The following is a 16361-nucleotide window of genomic DNA, read 5'->3' on the forward strand; positions in this document are numbered from 1 at the left end:
TTATATTCATTTGATTGCTGATAGTCAATCAATCACTTTCACTTTGGGCTTGTCAAGGATGACCATGCAAACCTCAGTCAAAACCGCTAACCCCACACCAATCCCACCGACGCATGGCGTGATGGTGGGCTATTTTCAGCCGCTACACATGGGGCATATGCAGGCCATGATGGTTGCCGCAGAGCAGGTTGAGCGGCTGACGGTGGTGGTGTTGCCGCATCCTGCCCCGAATCTGCAATTTTGTATCAACCAAAAGGATAAAGCGCGTTGGCTGACGATGGCATTGGCGCAGCTGCCGTTTGTCCATGTGATGTTGGCAGATGATGTGGATTTGCCTGTATTTGATGGTGAGAGGGCAAGATTTGACGACGCACAGCGCGCAGCAATGGCACGATTGGCACAGCAAGTGAAAGCCGAACATCATCTTGCGGCAGATGCCACACTGGCATGGTGTATGGACGCAGCCGACGGGCAGACGCTTGGCAGACAAATGCCCGACGGCTGGCAGGTATTGACCACACCGCACACAGGCTTTGATAGTGCGGCGATTCACGCCAATCCAGCACAGTATTGGGCGGCAATTCACCCTGAGGCGCGCGCCAGCTATACCAAAACCGTGGCCATCGTTGGCGGTGAAAGCTCGGGCAAAACCACATTACTGTACAAACTGGTGAACCACTATGGTGCAAGCTATGCGCTTGAGATGGGGCGCGTGTTTGTTGAGACGGATTTGGGCGGTACTGAACTTGCCATGCAATATACCGATTATCCGCTGATGGCGACCGACCACGCACAGGCGATTCGCGCGGCGTGTCGGCATGCGCCTGCGCCCGTGACGCTGATTGACACCGATTTTGTCACCACACAGGCGTTTTGTGAAGAATATGAAGGGCGCGCGCATCCGTTTTTGGCGGCGTGTATTGATACGTTTCGCTTAGATTATACCGTGATGCTAGCCAATAACACACCGTGGGTTGCCGATGGTATGCGCTCACTGGGTACTTTGGACGCGCGCCAGCGTTTTGCCGCACGTTTGGTGGATATTTATGCCCGTCACGGCATTGTACCTGTGCATATCAGCGATGCCGACTATCAAGCGCGGTTTTTGGCGGCGGTGCGCTTGATTGATACCATGGTTTTTGGCAAATCGCACACAGCGATTGCTTAATATTGGGCATTTGATAAATTATTGATGGGCAAGGATGTAACATGCGGATTGAGTTTTTGGATAACATCACGGGCAAATACGCCAAGCAATGGATTGTGACATGGTTTGTCTGTGGCGCGGCGGCATTATTTTGGGGATTTTGGACGACCACCGCGCACACAGCGGCAGATTGGTTTTATTTTGCGGTGTCCCTCATTGGGCTGGTGTGTGTGGTGTCATTGAGCTTTCGGCGCAATGTGCTGGGCAATGGGTTTGGCATGGTGGCAACGGCAGGCGAGAGCGTGGTGCAGGGTATGCACGGCTCAGTGGGGCTGATGCTTGCGCCAATGTTTAACTTTTTCACCCATGTGTATGGGCTGGTGTATTGGGCAAAAAACAGCGACGGCGATGGCAATATGATTCCCAAATCCGCCAACCGCGCGGTGTGGTTGGTGACGCTTGCCATCATGGTGGTTGGGCTGCTGCTGTTCCCAACGCTCAACAACTGGTTGGCATCGATGGGTTATGGCAATATCATTGACAACGATGGTAGCCGATTTTTGGGCAAAATCGACTTTTTTTGGATCAATGTGTTGGCTTTTGTGTTGTCGATTACCGCCCAAACCGCGATGATTTTGCGCTATTCGTTCAACTGGTGGTTGTGGATTTTGGTCAATGCGGTGTGGTTGATTGTCAATTTGATGACCCAAAACTACATTTTTGCCATCCAAACCGTGATTTATCAGGTCAATGCGCTAATTGGGCTGTATGAATGGCAACGTAGTACCCACGAGGTTGAATAAACGCTTATCAAGCAATGGCGAGTTATCAATTAACGGCTATAAGTGCGCCCAGCTACAGGTGATGGAATGGGTTTTTGGGCTAAATACCACCCCACTGCGCCCATCGCTGTAGCCGTAGCCGTTGGCAAGATATTGCCTAGCAAAGGCGTTGCGGTCGGTAATGACCATTTTGTCTTTGGCGGTCAGCTTGCCTGCGACGGTTTGGACATAAAATTTGGGGCGCAATGCCAAAAAGCGGTTGTCGGTAAAATAGATGGTGGCAGAGCTAAAGCCTGCACCTTGTGAGCCAAAATAAATCTTGCGAATGGGATAGCCAAACGCGCTGGCGTTCTTGAGCTGTAAGGTTTTGTAGCCATCGGTGACGTTGCCTGCGCCGCCGCGCTCGCCGCTGTTGGTTTGGATGGAGGCCAAAATCTGCATCGGTGCGTTGTCAATATCGGGCAAGTCACAGCCATTTTGCATGGTTTTGAGTACAGGTGTCCAATCAATCCGTCCCGATTTGTCCAGATACGGATTGACAGGTGATTTGGCGGATGTGTCGGCTGAACTGGTTGAGGCTTTTTTGCTTACTTTGGTGTCGGTTTTTTTGTTGCTGCTTTTATCGCTAGGTTTATCAGTTGGTGGCACTTGGTTGGCGTGTGCTGCGCTGATTGCACCAATGAATGCAAGACTCACCACGCCAAAGCGCATTGTATTTTTTAAACCCAAACCCGTTGCTTGCCCCAAACCCATTGCCTGCATAGTTGCTCTCCAAATGCCAAAATCAGCAAACTATTTTTCTATAAACTGTTTTTCTATAAACTGTTTTAATGTCAAATAGTTGCTGAATTTTAGGCGATAAAAAACGCGCTTAGTATAGCATATTGCCAATGATTGAGCGCGTTTGTCTGTGGTGCGATGGAGCTAGCTGCCTTGGCTAATGAGCGTGCCGACTCCCTTGTCGGTGAAAACCTCAAGCAGTGTGGCATGTGGTACGCGTCCATCGACGATAACCGCGCTTTTGACGCCGTTTTTGACGGCCTCAAGCGCGTAGCTGATTTTGGGAATCATACCGCCTGAAATCGTGCCGTCGGCAATCATCTCATCGACCTTGCTTGGCGTTAAGCCTGTGGCGATGTTGCCGTTTTTGTCAAGCACGCCTTTGATATTGGTGAGCAAAATCAATTTTTCTGCTTGCATGAATTCCGCCACCTTGCCGGCCACGACATCGGCGTTGATGTTGTAGGTGTTGCCGTCTTCATCCACGCCAAGCGGCGCGATGACGGGGATAAAATTCGCTGCAATCATCAAATCAATCACGTCTTTTTTGATGGACACCACATCACCGACAAAACCCAAATCCAACATATCCATGTTGCCGTCGTCATCGATTTTGTGCATCAGCAGTTTTTTGGCACGGATTAGGCTTGCGTCCTTACCCGTCAGGCCAATCGCGCGGCCGCCGTGCTGGTTGATTAGATTGACGATGGATTTATTGACCGTACCGCCAAGCACCATCTCGACGACATCCATGGTTGCCTTGTCGGTCACACGCATCCCGTCAATGCGCTCTGAGGTGCGCCCAAGCTCTTTGAGTAGGCTATCGACTTGCGGGCCACCACCGTGCACCACGACAGGATGAATGCCAACGGTCTTTAGTAGCACGATGTCACGCGCAAACGAGCTTTCTAACACTGGGTCAGTCATTGCGTTGCCGCCGTATTTGACCACCATGACCTTGTCTTCAAAACGCTGGATATAAGGCAGGGCTTCGGTCAAAACTTCTGCCGTTTGGGTGGCTTGGGCTAAATCGAGCATGATAGTTCCTAGGATTGTTATCTTAACTATGATTCAATGTGCAAATTAGACAGGTTGAATTTGGGCAACTTGTGCCGCCAAGTCATCATCAACCGAGGCGCACAGCCGACTAAATACACGCTGAGCGTGCTGCAGATCTGCCAAGGTGTCGCCACAAAAACGCACGGTGAGGTAGTTGCCCGTATTTGAGCGGCGCAGCACCCCAACCCCGTGGGCAAAATCTAGACGTAAGCCATCAACCGTGCTGATTTCGCGCACGGCAAACGCGCGCATTAGGCGGCTAAGCGGTTTTTGCACATGGGCAAGCAGCTGATTGAGCAGGCGTTGTCCGTGTTCGGCACTGGCAATCGGCAGGTACATATCTGCCGTACTGATGCTAACAGGCAAGGCGGTAAGCAGCTCGGCAAACGTCGCACGCTGATGGCGTAGCCAGTGCAACAAGCGCAGCGCGGCATACATTGCGTCATCATACAACACAAAATAGCCATCATTAAACAAAAAATGCCCCGACAACTCACCAGCAAACACCGATGCGCGGCGGCGACTTTGCAGGGCTTGGCGCATGAGGCTACTGCCCGTTTTTTGCATGATAGGTACAGCACCTTGCGTGCTTAGAAGCGTTGGCACATGGTGGGAGCATTTGACATCAAACATCACCTCAGCGGTAATCTTAACGCCATCAAGCATGGGGCGTTCGGCAAGCGCGACTTGGGCAAGCAAATACAGCAGATTATCGGGCGCGACCATCTGCCCATGCCCATCGACGACCATCACGCGATCACCGTCACCATCAAACGCCAGCCCCATATCCGCACCATGCGCCACCACCGCATGGCGCAGTTCGGCTAGGCGGCTAGGCTCGGCAGGATCGGGGTTACCTTTGGGAAAACTGCCATCGGGCATGGCGTTGAGCAGCTGGCAGTCATAGCCAAACCCACGAAACAGCCGCTCAGCAAACGCACCCGTCGCGCCATTCATGCAGTCAATGACAAGGCGTAAAGGCGCGTGTTTAGGCGTGTTATCGGGGTAACAGGTGCGCTGGATATCGGCAAACGCTTGTGCCATTGCGCTTTGATAGGCGTCAAACGCTGGCGTGCTTAGGTGGGCAAATTGATGAACCACCGCATGCACCCTTGCCACATCGGCCGACGTTGGCACATACGCAGGCAAATCGGCTAAATCATCAAACAACGCGGCAATCGCCTCACCACTGGGTGAATGATGGGCGCATAGCCATTTGACCCCATGCACATGGCGTGGCGAATGGCTTGCCGTGACCATCACCCCGTGCCCATCTTGACAGCTGGCAGCGTACGCCATCATCGGGGTGGTGACTTGCCCAAGCCAATCAACGTGCAAGCCTTGCGCGTGGCAATGATAGGCAATAAACGCAGCGATACGCGGACTAAACGCGCGCACATCATAACCAATCGCCACGCGTCCACCGCCATGCTGCCCAAATAGCCGCGCAAAACCTTGCCCCAATGCCCACAAAAAATCATCGCTAAACAGCGTGATATCGCCGCGAATGTCATACGCCTTGAACAAGGCTTGTTGCGGTAAAAAGGGATGTAACCACATACGCCAACACTACAATTCTACCCACGTCGAGTCGCATTATAGAAACAAACCGCGGCAAAATGTTGTAATATTATGTTACTTTTTAAGGGTTTGCATCAAAAGCGTGGCTAAATACGCCCACTTGAGCCAAAACCCGCCGTGCCGCGCGCGCTGATGTCAGAAAATTCCTCAACCACCGCAAATTGCGGCCGCATGACCGGCACGACCAAATACTGTGCCATGCGCTCACCGGGTTCAAGCACAAAATCGGTCTGGCTGCGGTTCCACACCGACACCATCAGCTCACCTTGATAATCGGCATCAATCACGCCTGTCAGATTGCCAAGCACAATACCGTGCTTATGCCCAAGCCCCGAGCGCGGCAAAATCAGCCCAACAAAATTCGGGTCAGCCAAATAAATCGCCAGACCCGTGCCAACCAACACGGTTTGCCCTGCGGCAATGGTCAAAGGCGCGTCAATACAGGCACGTAAATCCAGCCCTGCTGCGCCATCGGTAGCACGCGCAGGCAAGGGCAGGTGAGGCAATTTGCCGATATTTGGGTTGAGGATTTTGACTTGAAGTTGCATAGCAGGCTCTTTTTTAGATATCGCAAAACTAAATAGATAAAAAATTGTAGCACACTGGCGGCTTATTGCCTGTGAAAAGATTTTGTTGCCACCCAATTTGCCCCTGTGTCAAATGGTCTGTTGGTACATGGCTGGCGCACTTTGTAACAAACTTTGCCAAACCGCCAAAGCTTGCTAAAATAGCCGCTTTTTTTGCTGTCCATGTTTCAAAATTTACCCAAAACATCATGCGCTTAAAGCAGCTTAAACTCTCTGGTTTTAAATCCTTTGCCAACCCGACCACCTTGCACTTTAAACACCCCATCACCGCGATTGTCGGGCCTAATGGCTGCGGCAAATCCAATGTGATTGACGCGATTCGCTGGGTATTGGGTGAAAGCTCCGCCAAACAGCTACGCGGTGGGGCGATGAGTGATGTAATTTTTGCAGGTACACAGGCGCACGCCGCCAAAAGCCTTGCCAGTGTTGAGCTGGTGTTTGAGCACACCCAAGGCGATGACGGCAAAGGCGGCATTCAGCACGCGCTCAACCTGTACCATGAGCTGTCCGTACGCCGCCAAATGAGTAAAGACGGCAAATCCGACTACTTTATCAACGGCAGCAAGGTGCGCCGTCGCGATGTTGTCGATGTATTTTTGGGCACAGGGCTGGGCGCGCGCTCTTATGCGGTCATCGAGCAGGGCATGATTGGGCGCATTATTGATGCCGATGGGCGGCAGCTACGCGCGTTCATTGAGGAGGCTTCGGGCGTATCGCGCTATCAAGCGCGGCGCGATGACACCGAACGCCAACTGACCACCGCACAGGACAATTTGGCGCGGCTTGGCGACATGGCGCACGGCTTACGCGAGCAGCAAAGCCGACTGGCCAAGCAAGCCGCCGCCGCCACACAGGTGCAAGCATGGCAAGCCGAGTACGACGCACTTAGCCAAACGTTGTTGCTAGACGATTATGCCCAAGCCCATGCCAATGCCCAAGCTGCGCAAACCGACTACACCGCGCGCAAGCAGCAATGGCAAGCACAAGCCGACATTGTGGCGACGCTGGATGCACGCGCGCACACCCTTGCCGCTGACTTACACGCCGCACAAGCCGCTGAGCAGCACGCCCAAGACCAGCAGCAACACGCATTTGCTGACAAACTTGCCGCCCAAAATGCCGTCACGCAGCTTGAGCAGCAGCTTAGCCAATTTGCCAGCGAGCACACACGCCTAAGCCAAGAACAAGCCGAGCTACAGGCCGATATCCAGCGCAGTCAAACCGCGTTGGCGGATAGCTTGCCGCATTTGGCCCAGCTGCCGCCACGCCTTGCCGCTGTTGCCACCGAACTGCAAGCGCACGCCGCCACCACGGCCAAACTAGAAGCCGACCATCAAGCCAGCAAACGCGCCTTGTACACGCTCAACCAACAACAGCACGCGCACGCCACCGAGCAGACGCTGATTACCCGTGAGCTTGCGCGGCTTAATCAACAACTGACGCAACTACAACACCAACACGCCGAGCACGCCACACGCCAAGCGCAATTTGACGCAGATGACAGCAAAACAGATGAGCAGCTTGCCCATGCCGAGCAGCAGCTTGCTGACGTGATTGCCGCCATTGAGCGCACCGAGCAGGCGATTTTAGCCCGTCAAGACACCCTGCTGGATGAGCAAGATGCTTTGGCAGAGCTTGAGCAAGACCACCGCCGCATGGCCAGCCAACTTGAGCGGTGGCAAACCGAGCTTGCCACGTTGCAGCAGCTTGCCACAGTGCCCACACCCGTTGTCGTCCAGCACACCACACCACCCAACACCGCCCAAAATTTGCTGCAACACATCGAGCTTAGCGCGACAGGGCAGGCGTTTGCCGCGCGGTTTGACAAACTGGGCGATTGGCTGGCGTACTGGTTTAGCTTGCCAAGTGACAACTTAGCCAACCCTAAATTAGCAAACACCGCACCAAAACACACCGAATGGCAAACCCTGCTAAACTATCCTGCTGCCATACTACCACCGCTTGCGCTGCCATCTGGTGGGCAAGGTGGGCAAGCCTTGTACCCAACGCCGCCGACCGGTTGGCACAGTTTGGCGCAATTGGTTGCCCAGCCAACGCTTAAAATATTTGAAGCCATTTGGCTCAACGCTGAGCCCGTCACCCCTGTCCAGCTTAGGGACTTGCTTGCTGATTTGCCCCCCGATGTGTGGTTGTACGCCGTCATTCAAAATGCGGCGGATACGCCAAATCTTAGCGTATGGCTCAATCGGCAAATTTGCCTAAACCTTGATGCGTGGCGTGCCGCCCGAGCCCACACAGCACAAACCGATAACCAAACAAAAAAATCCGCCCCTGCCAATCAGCATTTTAGCCAACAGGTGCGCATCGACACGCTAAACACCCACCTTGCGCGCGAGCAGCCCAAATTTGCTGCCTTGCGCGCGCGGCTTGACCAACAAGCCATGAGCGTACAAGAATGGCAAGCGCAAGACCAGCAGCAGCGCGCTGAGCTTACGCGTTTGGGCAAACAGCAACTGACATTGCAACATGATGTCCACCGTTTGACCCGTGCCGCCGAGCAGCGCAGCGACAACGCCAAACGGTTAGCGCAAGAGCAAATCCGCTTGCGTGAAGACTTGGCACACGTACAAGCCGCCATCACCGAGCAGACACGCCAACAACAAATGCTGGCAAAACGCTTTGACCCACAAGCGTTGCATGATGCCAACCGCGACCGCCAAGCCATCGAGCGCGCCATCAGCGACCACGCGCACCGCGTCAAGCAAGCCGAGCGCACGCAACAGACGCTACAAGCTGAGCTAACGCAAGCTGAACTGACCGCCAAACACCGACGCGAACAGCTGGCGGCATTGGACGCGCGCGCCCAACGCTTGCAAACTGCCATCGCCACGCTCACCGCTCAACAGACCGACGCGCAGCAACGTCTGCCCAAACAGCACACCCAATTGTCCGCTGCCACCGCTGAGTATGCACGCAGCGAGCAACGCCTTGCCGAGCACCGTCAAGCCATTGCCGCGCTAAATGACCGCCAGCAGCAGCACACCGCCACCTTGAGTGCCGCTCAGCACACACTGGCCACGCGCCAAGCCGAATACCACCAAGCCGACACCGCGCATACATTGGCGCAGTCGCGGCTTGCGCAAATCGAGCAGACTGTGACACAGCATGGCATAAGCGTGCCCGACGATGGCGCACTTAGCGCACTATCTGCCCAAGCGCGCGACAAACTTGCCGCCCAGCAACGCCGCAGACACCAGCAAATTAAGCAAATGGGCGCGGTCAATCACGCGGCCGCCGCCGAGCTTGCCGACATCGAGGCGCGTTTATCGCCACTGGATGCGCAAATCACCGATTTGACCGCCAGCATTGAGCAGCTGACCCACGCCATGCGCCAAATTGACAGCCAAACCAAACAGCGGTTTTTGGCGACGTTGGATGATGTCAATGACGCACTTCAGCGCCTATTTGGTGAGGTGTTTGGCGGCGGACATGCCAAGCTGGTGTTGGAGGCTGACAGCGAGCCCAACGACAGCAAGACCACCGCAGGCAAAAACTGGCAGGCAGGCTTGACGCTGATGGCGCAGCCCAAAGGCAAAAAAAACAGCCGTTTGGCGTTATTGTCAGGCGGTGAGAAAACCTTGACCGCGCTGAGCCTGATTTTTGCGATTTTTGAACAGCAGCCCGCGCCATTTTGTGTGCTTGATGAAGTCGATGCACCGCTTGACGATGCCAACGTCGAGCGTTTTACCCGCTTAATCGCGCAGATGGCGCAAGGGGTGCAGTTTATTTTTATCAGTCACAACAAACTTGCCATGCAAGCGGCAGACGAGCTGAAAGGCGTGACCATGCCGACCGCAGGCATTTCAACCTTGGTTGATGTGGATTTGACTGAAGCTGAGCGTTATTTGGCGCAGGATGAGCTGACGTAATGCCCAAGGCGGCATAAGGCGTAAAGTGTTACACCCGATAATTTTTAGATTCTAAAAAATTTAATTAGATATAATGCACTGTAGCAAGGTGTAATATTTTGCGACAATTTTTTTGGCAATAAACTGCCCCAAACGCCAAAAAACCGCGCCAAGCCATCGTTTTGCTACGGTTTTTGCTAGCCGTGCGCCGTTTGTCGTGCTAGTATAGGCAAAAATTTATATCTTTAAAGCCTGACACGCATGGTTTTAAGATTTTTAGAATTTAACTGTTAAAAATTTAACCATATTAGGTGTGACATGCCCATGACTGTGACTCAAATGATTTTGTTGGTACTGGCGATTATCGCCATCGTTTGGGGCATCGTGACGTTGGTGGGCGCACTCAAGAAAAAAAAACATCACGAAAATAAGCCGACCCACAGCAAGGTGCTCAACAGCACCCCCATTGATAGCGCGGTCAATCAGCAAAACGGCAAAAACGGCTTGCCGATTGTGCCACGTCATGAGCGTGAGCCCGTGACGCATGAGCCTGTTTTTAAAGCCGAAATCACGCCCGACAATCCTGAGGGCAGCGTTGCGCTAAGCGCGGCAAATACCGATTTTGACTATCAGCGGCAGTCAGCGCAGACCCCTGGCGGTCATGCACCATCTGGCGGCAGCAGTCAGCTGGCCTTCACCAGTGCCGCGGCTGACGTGGACAACGAGCCTGATGCGTTTAGCCTGCTTGCTGACGCGACCGAGCACATCCGCCCCCCTGTGGCAACGTATGATGAAAGCCAGTTGCGTGAGCCGTTCACCGATAATAGCCCGATGGTGGATGGGCATATCCAAACCCAAATTGATCATGACCAAAACAGCCCGCTCAACCACGCCGAGCAAAACGTCAGCGTGTTTTTGTTCCCCGATCAGCCCAATGCGCGCATTGCAGGGCGTGATTTGTTGCAGTTGTTTGACAGATATGGGCTTAAATATGGCGCGATGAACATGTTTCACCGCTATGAGGGCAAAGACGGCACGGGGATTTTGTGGTTTAGTGTGATGATGGTCGGCGATGAGGGTATTGAGCCGTTTGATTTGAATCGCTTGCCAATGCAAACGGCAAGTGGCTTGGCGTTGTTTTTGTCATTGCCGCACCCCAAAGCGGCGCAAGGTTTTGACAGTATGATGAGCATTGCAGGGCTGATGGCACAAGCGTTGCAAGCCAGTTTGTATGATGAAAATAACCAACCTTTGACCAAAGAGAACATCAACCGTATGCGCGAGCTTGCGGTAAACTTCGTTTGATTCAGCCGCTAACCACCTATTTTTGTATAATTTGTCTAAGGATAAAAAGACGCAATCGGGGGCATTGCGTCTTTTTGTCATTCAATCCAAGCTTTTTTAAAAAAGCCTACTTTTAAAAAACATACTTAGAAATTTATCATAAGCTTTTGACTGCAAGTATTATGCCAAATCACACATCACCCACCGATACCGCCGACATCGTGGCAGCCATGCGCCGCCTAATCGACGCGCTCAAATACCACAACCACGCTTACTACGTGCTAGATGCACCGATTTTGCAAGACAGCGAATATGACCAACTGCGCCAAAATCTGCTCAGCTTAGAGGCGTCGCACCCCGATTTGGTGCAGGCTGATAGCCCGACCAATCAAGTTGGCGGTGCAGCGTTGGCACAGTTCACCCAAGTCACCCATACCACGCCGATGTTGTCATTGGGCAATGTGTTTAATTATACCGAATTGCAGGACTTTATGCGCCGCGTCAATGAACGCCTGAGCGACGCGCAGCAAAACCCTGAGTACGATATCGAGTTAAAACTTGACGGGCTGGCGGTGGCGTTGGTGTATGAACATGGTGTGTTGCAACAAGCCGTGACACGTGGCGATGGGCAGGTTGGTGAGGACATCACCCACAATGCGCGCACCATTCGCAATTTGCCGCAGGTGCTTCCTACCCAGATTGGACAAGCCATTGCGCGCCTTGAGGTGCGTGGCGAGGTGCTGATGCCCAAGGCAGGGTTTTTGCGCCTCAACCGCGCCGCTGAGGCACGGGGCGACAAGATCTTTGCCAATCCGCGCAACGCCGCCGCAGGTAGCTTGCGTCAGCTTGATCCTGCCATTGCCGCCCAACGGCCGTTGGCGTTTTATGCGTATTCGGTCAATGACGGCTTGCCTGCCGATATCAGCAGCCAAACCCAAGCCTTAACATGGCTGCAAGGTTTGGGCTTTAGTATCGGCGAGGTTCAGACCGCTGCCGACAGCGCGGCTGTGCAAACCGCGTATGAAGCGATTAACGCCACACGCGCTGACTTGCCGTATGAGATTGACGGGGTCGTCATCAAGGTCAATGACTTAAACCTGCAACGCCAACTTGGCTTTTTGAGCCGAGAACCGCGCTGGGCGATGGCGTACAAATTCCCTGCCCAAACCGTCATAACGCGCCTGAACGCCATCGAATGGCAAGTTGGGCGCACAGGGCAGCTTACGCCTGTCGGCAAGCTTGCGCCCGTCAATGTCGGCGGTGTGACAGTCAGCAACGTAAGCTTGCACAATATCGGCGAGATTCAGCGACTAGACGTGCGTGTGGGCGACATGGTCAGTGTGCACCGCGCAGGCGATGTCATCCCCAAGCTTACCCGTGTGTGGCTGGATGAACGCCCTGCCGACAGCGTGCCTGTGACCTTGCCCGAGCAATGCCCCGTATGTGCATCGCCTGTGGTATTGCCCGAAGGTGAGGCACTGGCGCGTTGTACGGGCGGCTTGTACTGCCCGGCACAGCAGCAAGAGGCGTTGGTGCACTTTGTATCGCGCCGCGCCATGGACATCGACGGGCTTGGCGAGCGTCTATTGGCGCAGTTTTTTGCCTTAGGTTGGCTAAAAAACGTTGCCGATATCTATGACTTGCCCATGCACCAAAACGAGATGGTCGCGCTTGATAAGCTGGGTGAAAAATCCGTCGATAATCTACTGACCGCCATCGATGCCAGCAAACACACCACCTTGCCGCGTTTTATCTATGCCCTTGGTATCCGTGGGGTGGGTGAGAGCACCGCGCTCAATTTGGCGCGTCAATTTGGCGATTTGCCTGCTCTGATGGCAGCTGGCACCGACGAGCTGCTCAAAACCCCAGACATCGGCGACATCACCGCCGCATCCATCCATGAATTTTTTGCCGCGACGCACAACCGCGAGGTTATCGAACGCTTACTTGCCGCAGGTATTCATTGGGACGCGGTCAGCCAGACCCGTGACGCGCGCCAACCACTCAAAGGCCAAACATGGGTCATCACAGGCACACTGGCACACATGCCACGCGATGAAGCCAAAGCCAACTTGCAAGCATTGGGCGCAAGCGTATCGGGTAGCTTATCGGGTAAGACCAGCGTGCTACTGGCAGGTGAAAAAGCAGGCAGCAAACTTGCCAAAGCCGAGAGTCTGGGCATTCGCGTGATGGATGAAGCCGAGTTTTTGCAGCTATTGGCAGATTTTGCTGACACAGCTGGCGAATAAACGCGGATTACCACGCTTTCAATAAGTGCGAGACAATGGTTACACAACGTGTAAAAAAAGTCGCGTGCACACAACACAAACCCTGCCATAAACGTGTATGCTAATCACAACGCCTGTATGGGCTTAAATACAACACATGGTTAAACAGCCATGAGCCAATATTTTAGTGAGGAGACACCATGAACGCAGTGACTAAACTAACAGGTATCGCCGTAATCGGCGCAGCACTTGGCTTGACCGCATGTGCCAGCAACCCATACGGCACTAATCAGCCTTATGGCACAACCAATCAAGGCTCAGCAACTGCTGCCACCAATGGCGCATTGGCAGGCGCGGCAATCGGTGCATTGGCCCAGTCTGACGGCAACCGTAAAGACATCGCCAAAGGCGCGGCGATTGGCGCAGCCGCAGGCGGCGTGACAGGTTACGCGCTTAGCACATCACCAAACTACCCTTACCAACGTTAATCAGCGCGCTTTAGCGGCTTATACTGTTTAGACGTTTGATAAGTTAAAGCCTTGCCAAAGCCAAACCAAATGCTTTATGAGCATTTGGTTTTTTTGCATGCGCCAAATTTTAGACAAAAAAATACGCCCCAATCAGGACGCATAATTTTTACTTGAAAGCGTTTAAAAAGTGGTGGATCGTCCGCGACTCGAACGCGGGACCAACGGATTAAAAGTCCGCTGCTCTACCAACTGAGCTAACGATCCTCATAAGCCCTGACAAACATCAGTGCGACATTTTTGGCTGGCTGACAGTACGCTAAGACTGGCTAAAGCGTTTTAAAAAATGGTGGATCGTCCGCGACTCGAACGCGGGACCAACGGATTAAAAGTCCGCTGCTCTACCAACTGAGCTAACGATCCATCAGCGTTTGCGGTGTGTTTTACCGCTTAGCCATCAAGTGAGAGCATATTATACGCATAAATCGCGCCATTGCAAGTTTTTTATCAAAAAAAATTGTATAACGACCCAATACAGGTCAATTACCGCGCCTGTTACTCACCGCTAAGCGCATCTACTGGGTTGAGCTTGGCGGCATTGCGCGCAGGAATAAAGCCAAATACCACACCAATCAGCGTTGAGCAGATCACCGCAGCGACGATGGAGCTGGTTGAATACACCACTTGAAACGTGCCGCCTGCAAAGTGGTTAATCAACGCGCCGATAGAAAACGCCAACGCAATGCCAAGCACACCGCCCAAAATACACACCAACACCGCTTCAATCAAAAATTGCTGCAAAATATCACTTTGGCGCGCGCCAACTGCCATGCGTACGCCAATTTCGCTGGTGCGCTCGGTCACCGATACCAACATGATGTTCATCACACCAATACCGCCAACAATCAAAGAGATGATGGCAATCGACGATATCAGTAAGGTCATGGTGTTGGTGGTGGATTGAATGGTTTGGCGAATCGAATCGGCGTTTTGGATACGAAAATCATCCGTGCCGTGCCGCTGCTGTAGCAAGTCATTGACGGCTTGTTCTGCCGCGCTGCTAGAAATCGTGTCTTTGAGTAGCACCACAAAGCTGTTGAGATTGCTGGTGCCAAGCATACGGCGCATGACGGTGGTGTAGGGCAAATAAAACGTTGGCGTGTCGCTGCTTGGTCCCATCGCCGACTCAAGCGGTGACAGCACACCAACCACCCGCACAGGCACGCTGCCTAGCACGATGACTTTGCCAATCGCATTGCCTTCGGGGAAAAACGTGGTTTTGGCGTTATCATCGATGATGGCATCTTGCGCCAGTTGGCGTACGCTGGTTGTGTCAAAATTTTGTCCGCGTCTAAGCTTGTTGCCTGTGACGCTAAAGTAATCTTGTCCCACGCCGCTGACATTGACCGAGGCTTCGGTTTCGCGATAGCGCGCGGTGGCTGAGGTACTGACGACGGGGCTGACACTTTGCACATACGGTTGGTCAGCCACGGCAAACGCGTCATCATCGGTCAGGCTGGGCTTGTGGTAGCGGCGGCGTGGGTCGCCATAGCGGTAGCCGTCACGGATGGTTAGGGTATTGGTGCCAAGTGTGCTGATATCCGCCAAAATACGCTGCTGTGAGCCTTGTCCCAAACCGACCACGGTCACCACCGAGGCAATGCCGATGATGATACCCAGCATGGTCAGCAAGGTGCGCATTTTGTGCGCGCGCATGGCAAGCAGTGACATCTTAAACGCTTCAGACAGCCTGTCCAAAAACGCCATCACGCCTGTTTTTGGGGTCAAAGGCGGCTTGGTGGCGGCAGCTTGGCGCGTGAAGGTGTTGTCGGTGTAGTAGTCGTTTAGAATATGCCCGTCTTTGATTTCTATCACGCGTTCGGCTTGTGCGGCAATTGACGGGTCATGCGTTACCATGATGATGGTATGCCCTTTTGCGTTGAGGTCACGCAAAATCGCCATGACATCCTTGCCGGACTGGCTATCAAGCGCGCCTGTCGGTTCATCGGCAAGGATGATATCGCCGCCATTCATCAACGCACGCGCGATGGATACGCGCTGTTGCTGACCGCCTGACAGCTGACTGGGGCGGTTTTGGGTTTTTTGCCCAAGCCCTAGCTGCTCTAGCAGGGCGTGCGCGCGCTGTTCGCGTAGGTCAGCAGGCATCCCTGCATACACGGCTGGCACGGCGACGTTGGCTTGCGCGTTGATATCACCAAGCAGGTGATAACGCTGAAAAATAAAGCCAAAGTGTTCACGGCGCAGCTTGGCAAGTTCATCGGGTGTCAGTTGGTCAATGGCTTTGCCGTACACGCGGTAGCTGCCTGCGGTTGGTTGGTCAAGACAGCCCAAAATATTCATTAAGGTTGATTTGCCTGAGCCTGATTGCCCGATGATGGCGACCATCTCGCCTTGATAAATGGTTAGGTCAATGCCGTGTAGCACGCGGATTTTTTGCTCACCTGCGCTAAATTCACGAATCAAACCCTCAACTTGCATGACAGGGGTTTTATCCATGGGTGCTTGTGGTGGGCTGATTGCAGCAGGCACGGCTTGGGCGGTGGTTGGTTGCATAGC

12 protein-coding genes and 2 tRNA genes are annotated in these 16361 nt (G+C 53.4%); 6 read left to right on the plus strand and 8 right to left on the minus strand.

Going from position 1 to position 16361, the window contains the following annotated elements; translation table 11 throughout:
* Window positions 1-64 precede the first annotated feature (64 nt).
* Window positions 65-1168, plus strand: coding sequence for a multifunctional transcriptional regulator/nicotinamide-nucleotide adenylyltransferase/ribosylnicotinamide kinase NadR (gene nadR, locus AC5L4R_RS01095; RefSeq protein ID WP_494472297.1), 1104 nt, complete (start codon window positions 65-67; stop codon window positions 1166-1168).
* A 41-nt stretch (window positions 1169-1209) separates the two neighbouring features.
* Window positions 1210-1950 (plus strand): nicotinamide riboside transporter PnuC, encoded by a 741-nt coding sequence (gene pnuC, locus AC5L4R_RS01100; protein ID WP_494472298.1) that lies wholly within the window; start codon window positions 1210-1212, stop codon window positions 1948-1950.
* Between the two features lie 36 nt (window positions 1951-1986).
* On the opposite strand, the gene AC5L4R_RS01105 is transcribed toward pnuC, so the two are convergent.
* The 5 genes from AC5L4R_RS01105 to AC5L4R_RS01125 all read right to left on the minus strand — a co-directional run bounded on the left by AC5L4R_RS01105 (window position 1987) and on the right by AC5L4R_RS01125 (window position 6171).
* On the minus strand, window positions 1987-2691 hold the full coding sequence (locus AC5L4R_RS01105) for a hypothetical protein (RefSeq protein ID WP_494472299.1): 705 nt from the start codon (window positions 2689-2691) through the stop codon (window positions 1987-1989).
* Window positions 2692-2853: 162 nt separating this feature from the next.
* Entirely contained in the window at window positions 2854-3747 is an 894-nt protein-coding gene (argB, locus tag AC5L4R_RS01110; protein ID WP_494472300.1) for an acetylglutamate kinase, read from the minus strand.
* A 45-nt stretch (window positions 3748-3792) separates the two neighbouring features.
* Window positions 3793-5328 (minus strand): phosphomannomutase/phosphoglucomutase, encoded by a 1536-nt coding sequence (locus AC5L4R_RS01115; protein ID WP_494472301.1) that lies wholly within the window; start codon window positions 5326-5328, stop codon window positions 3793-3795.
* Window positions 5329-5435: 107 nt separating this feature from the next.
* Complete coding sequence (gene dut, locus AC5L4R_RS01120) at window positions 5436-5897, minus strand: dUTP diphosphatase (RefSeq protein ID WP_494472302.1); 462 nt, start codon at window positions 5895-5897, stop codon at window positions 5436-5438.
* 28 nt (window positions 5898-5925) lie between these two features.
* Complete coding sequence (locus AC5L4R_RS01125) at window positions 5926-6171, minus strand: hypothetical protein (RefSeq protein ID WP_494472338.1); 246 nt, start codon at window positions 6169-6171, stop codon at window positions 5926-5928.
* On the opposite strand from AC5L4R_RS01125, the gene AC5L4R_RS01130 reads away from it, so the two are divergent.
* The 4 genes from AC5L4R_RS01130 to AC5L4R_RS01145 all read left to right on the plus strand — a co-directional run bounded on the left by AC5L4R_RS01130 (window position 6125) and on the right by AC5L4R_RS01145 (window position 13805).
* Entirely contained in the window at window positions 6125-9826 is a 3702-nt protein-coding gene (locus AC5L4R_RS01130) for an AAA family ATPase (RefSeq protein ID WP_494472303.1), read from the plus strand. The genes AC5L4R_RS01125 and AC5L4R_RS01130 overlap by 47 nt on opposite strands.
* Window positions 9827-10129: 303 nt before the next feature.
* A complete protein-coding gene (locus tag AC5L4R_RS01135; protein WP_494472304.1) occupies window positions 10130-11110 on the plus strand; it encodes a cell division protein ZipA C-terminal FtsZ-binding domain-containing protein in 981 nt (326 codons plus the stop codon).
* Between the two features lie 161 nt (window positions 11111-11271).
* Window positions 11272-13338 (plus strand): NAD-dependent DNA ligase LigA, encoded by a 2067-nt coding sequence (ligA, locus tag AC5L4R_RS01140; protein WP_494472305.1) that lies wholly within the window; start codon window positions 11272-11274, stop codon window positions 13336-13338.
* Between the two features lie 179 nt (window positions 13339-13517).
* Window positions 13518-13805 (plus strand): YMGG-like glycine zipper-containing protein, encoded by a 288-nt coding sequence (locus AC5L4R_RS01145; RefSeq protein WP_494472306.1) that lies wholly within the window; start codon window positions 13518-13520, stop codon window positions 13803-13805.
* 170 nt (window positions 13806-13975) lie between these two features.
* Here the strand turns inward: AC5L4R_RS01145 and AC5L4R_RS01150 are convergent.
* From AC5L4R_RS01150 to AC5L4R_RS01160, 3 genes are all read right to left on the minus strand, one after another.
* Window positions 13976-14051: transfer RNA gene (locus tag AC5L4R_RS01150), tRNA-Lys, on the minus strand.
* An 80-nt stretch (window positions 14052-14131) separates the two neighbouring features.
* Window positions 14132-14207 (minus strand) — tRNA-Lys (locus tag AC5L4R_RS01155).
* Between the two features lie 132 nt (window positions 14208-14339).
* Window positions 14340-16301 (minus strand): MacB family efflux pump subunit, encoded by a 1962-nt coding sequence (locus AC5L4R_RS01160; RefSeq protein ID WP_494478023.1) that lies wholly within the window; start codon window positions 16299-16301, stop codon window positions 14340-14342.
* Between the last annotated feature and the right edge of the window lie 60 nt (window positions 16302-16361).

Source organism: Faucicola sp. SE7633 (genome assembly GCF_059264685.1).

Coding starts and splice junctions, on each gene's coding strand:
- AC5L4R_RS01145 (WP_494472306.1), top strand. CDS start 13,518: ATGAACGCAGTGACTAAACTAACAGGTATCGCCGTAATCGGCGCAGCA.
- pnuC (WP_494472298.1), top strand. CDS start 1,210: ATGCGGATTGAGTTTTTGGATAACATCACGGGCAAATACGCCAAGCAA.
- nadR (WP_494472297.1), top strand. CDS start 65: ATGCAAACCTCAGTCAAAACCGCTAACCCCACACCAATCCCACCGACG.
- argB (WP_494472300.1), bottom strand. CDS start 3,747: ATGCTCGATTTAGCCCAAGCCACCCAAACGGCAGAAGTTTTGACCGAA.
- AC5L4R_RS01105 (WP_494472299.1), bottom strand. CDS start 2,691: ATGCAGGCAATGGGTTTGGGGCAAGCAACGGGTTTGGGTTTAAAAAAT.
- ligA (WP_494472305.1), top strand. CDS start 11,272: ATGCCAAATCACACATCACCCACCGATACCGCCGACATCGTGGCAGCC.
- AC5L4R_RS01130 (WP_494472303.1), top strand. CDS start 6,125: ATGCGCTTAAAGCAGCTTAAACTCTCTGGTTTTAAATCCTTTGCCAAC.
- AC5L4R_RS01135 (WP_494472304.1), top strand. CDS start 10,130: ATGACTGTGACTCAAATGATTTTGTTGGTACTGGCGATTATCGCCATC.
- AC5L4R_RS01115 (WP_494472301.1), bottom strand. CDS start 5,328: ATGTGGTTACATCCCTTTTTACCGCAACAAGCCTTGTTCAAGGCGTAT.
- dut (WP_494472302.1), bottom strand. CDS start 5,897: ATGCAACTTCAAGTCAAAATCCTCAACCCAAATATCGGCAAATTGCCT.
- AC5L4R_RS01160 (WP_494478023.1), bottom strand. CDS start 16,301: ATGGATAAAACCCCTGTCATGCAAGTTGAGGGTTTGATTCGTGAATTT.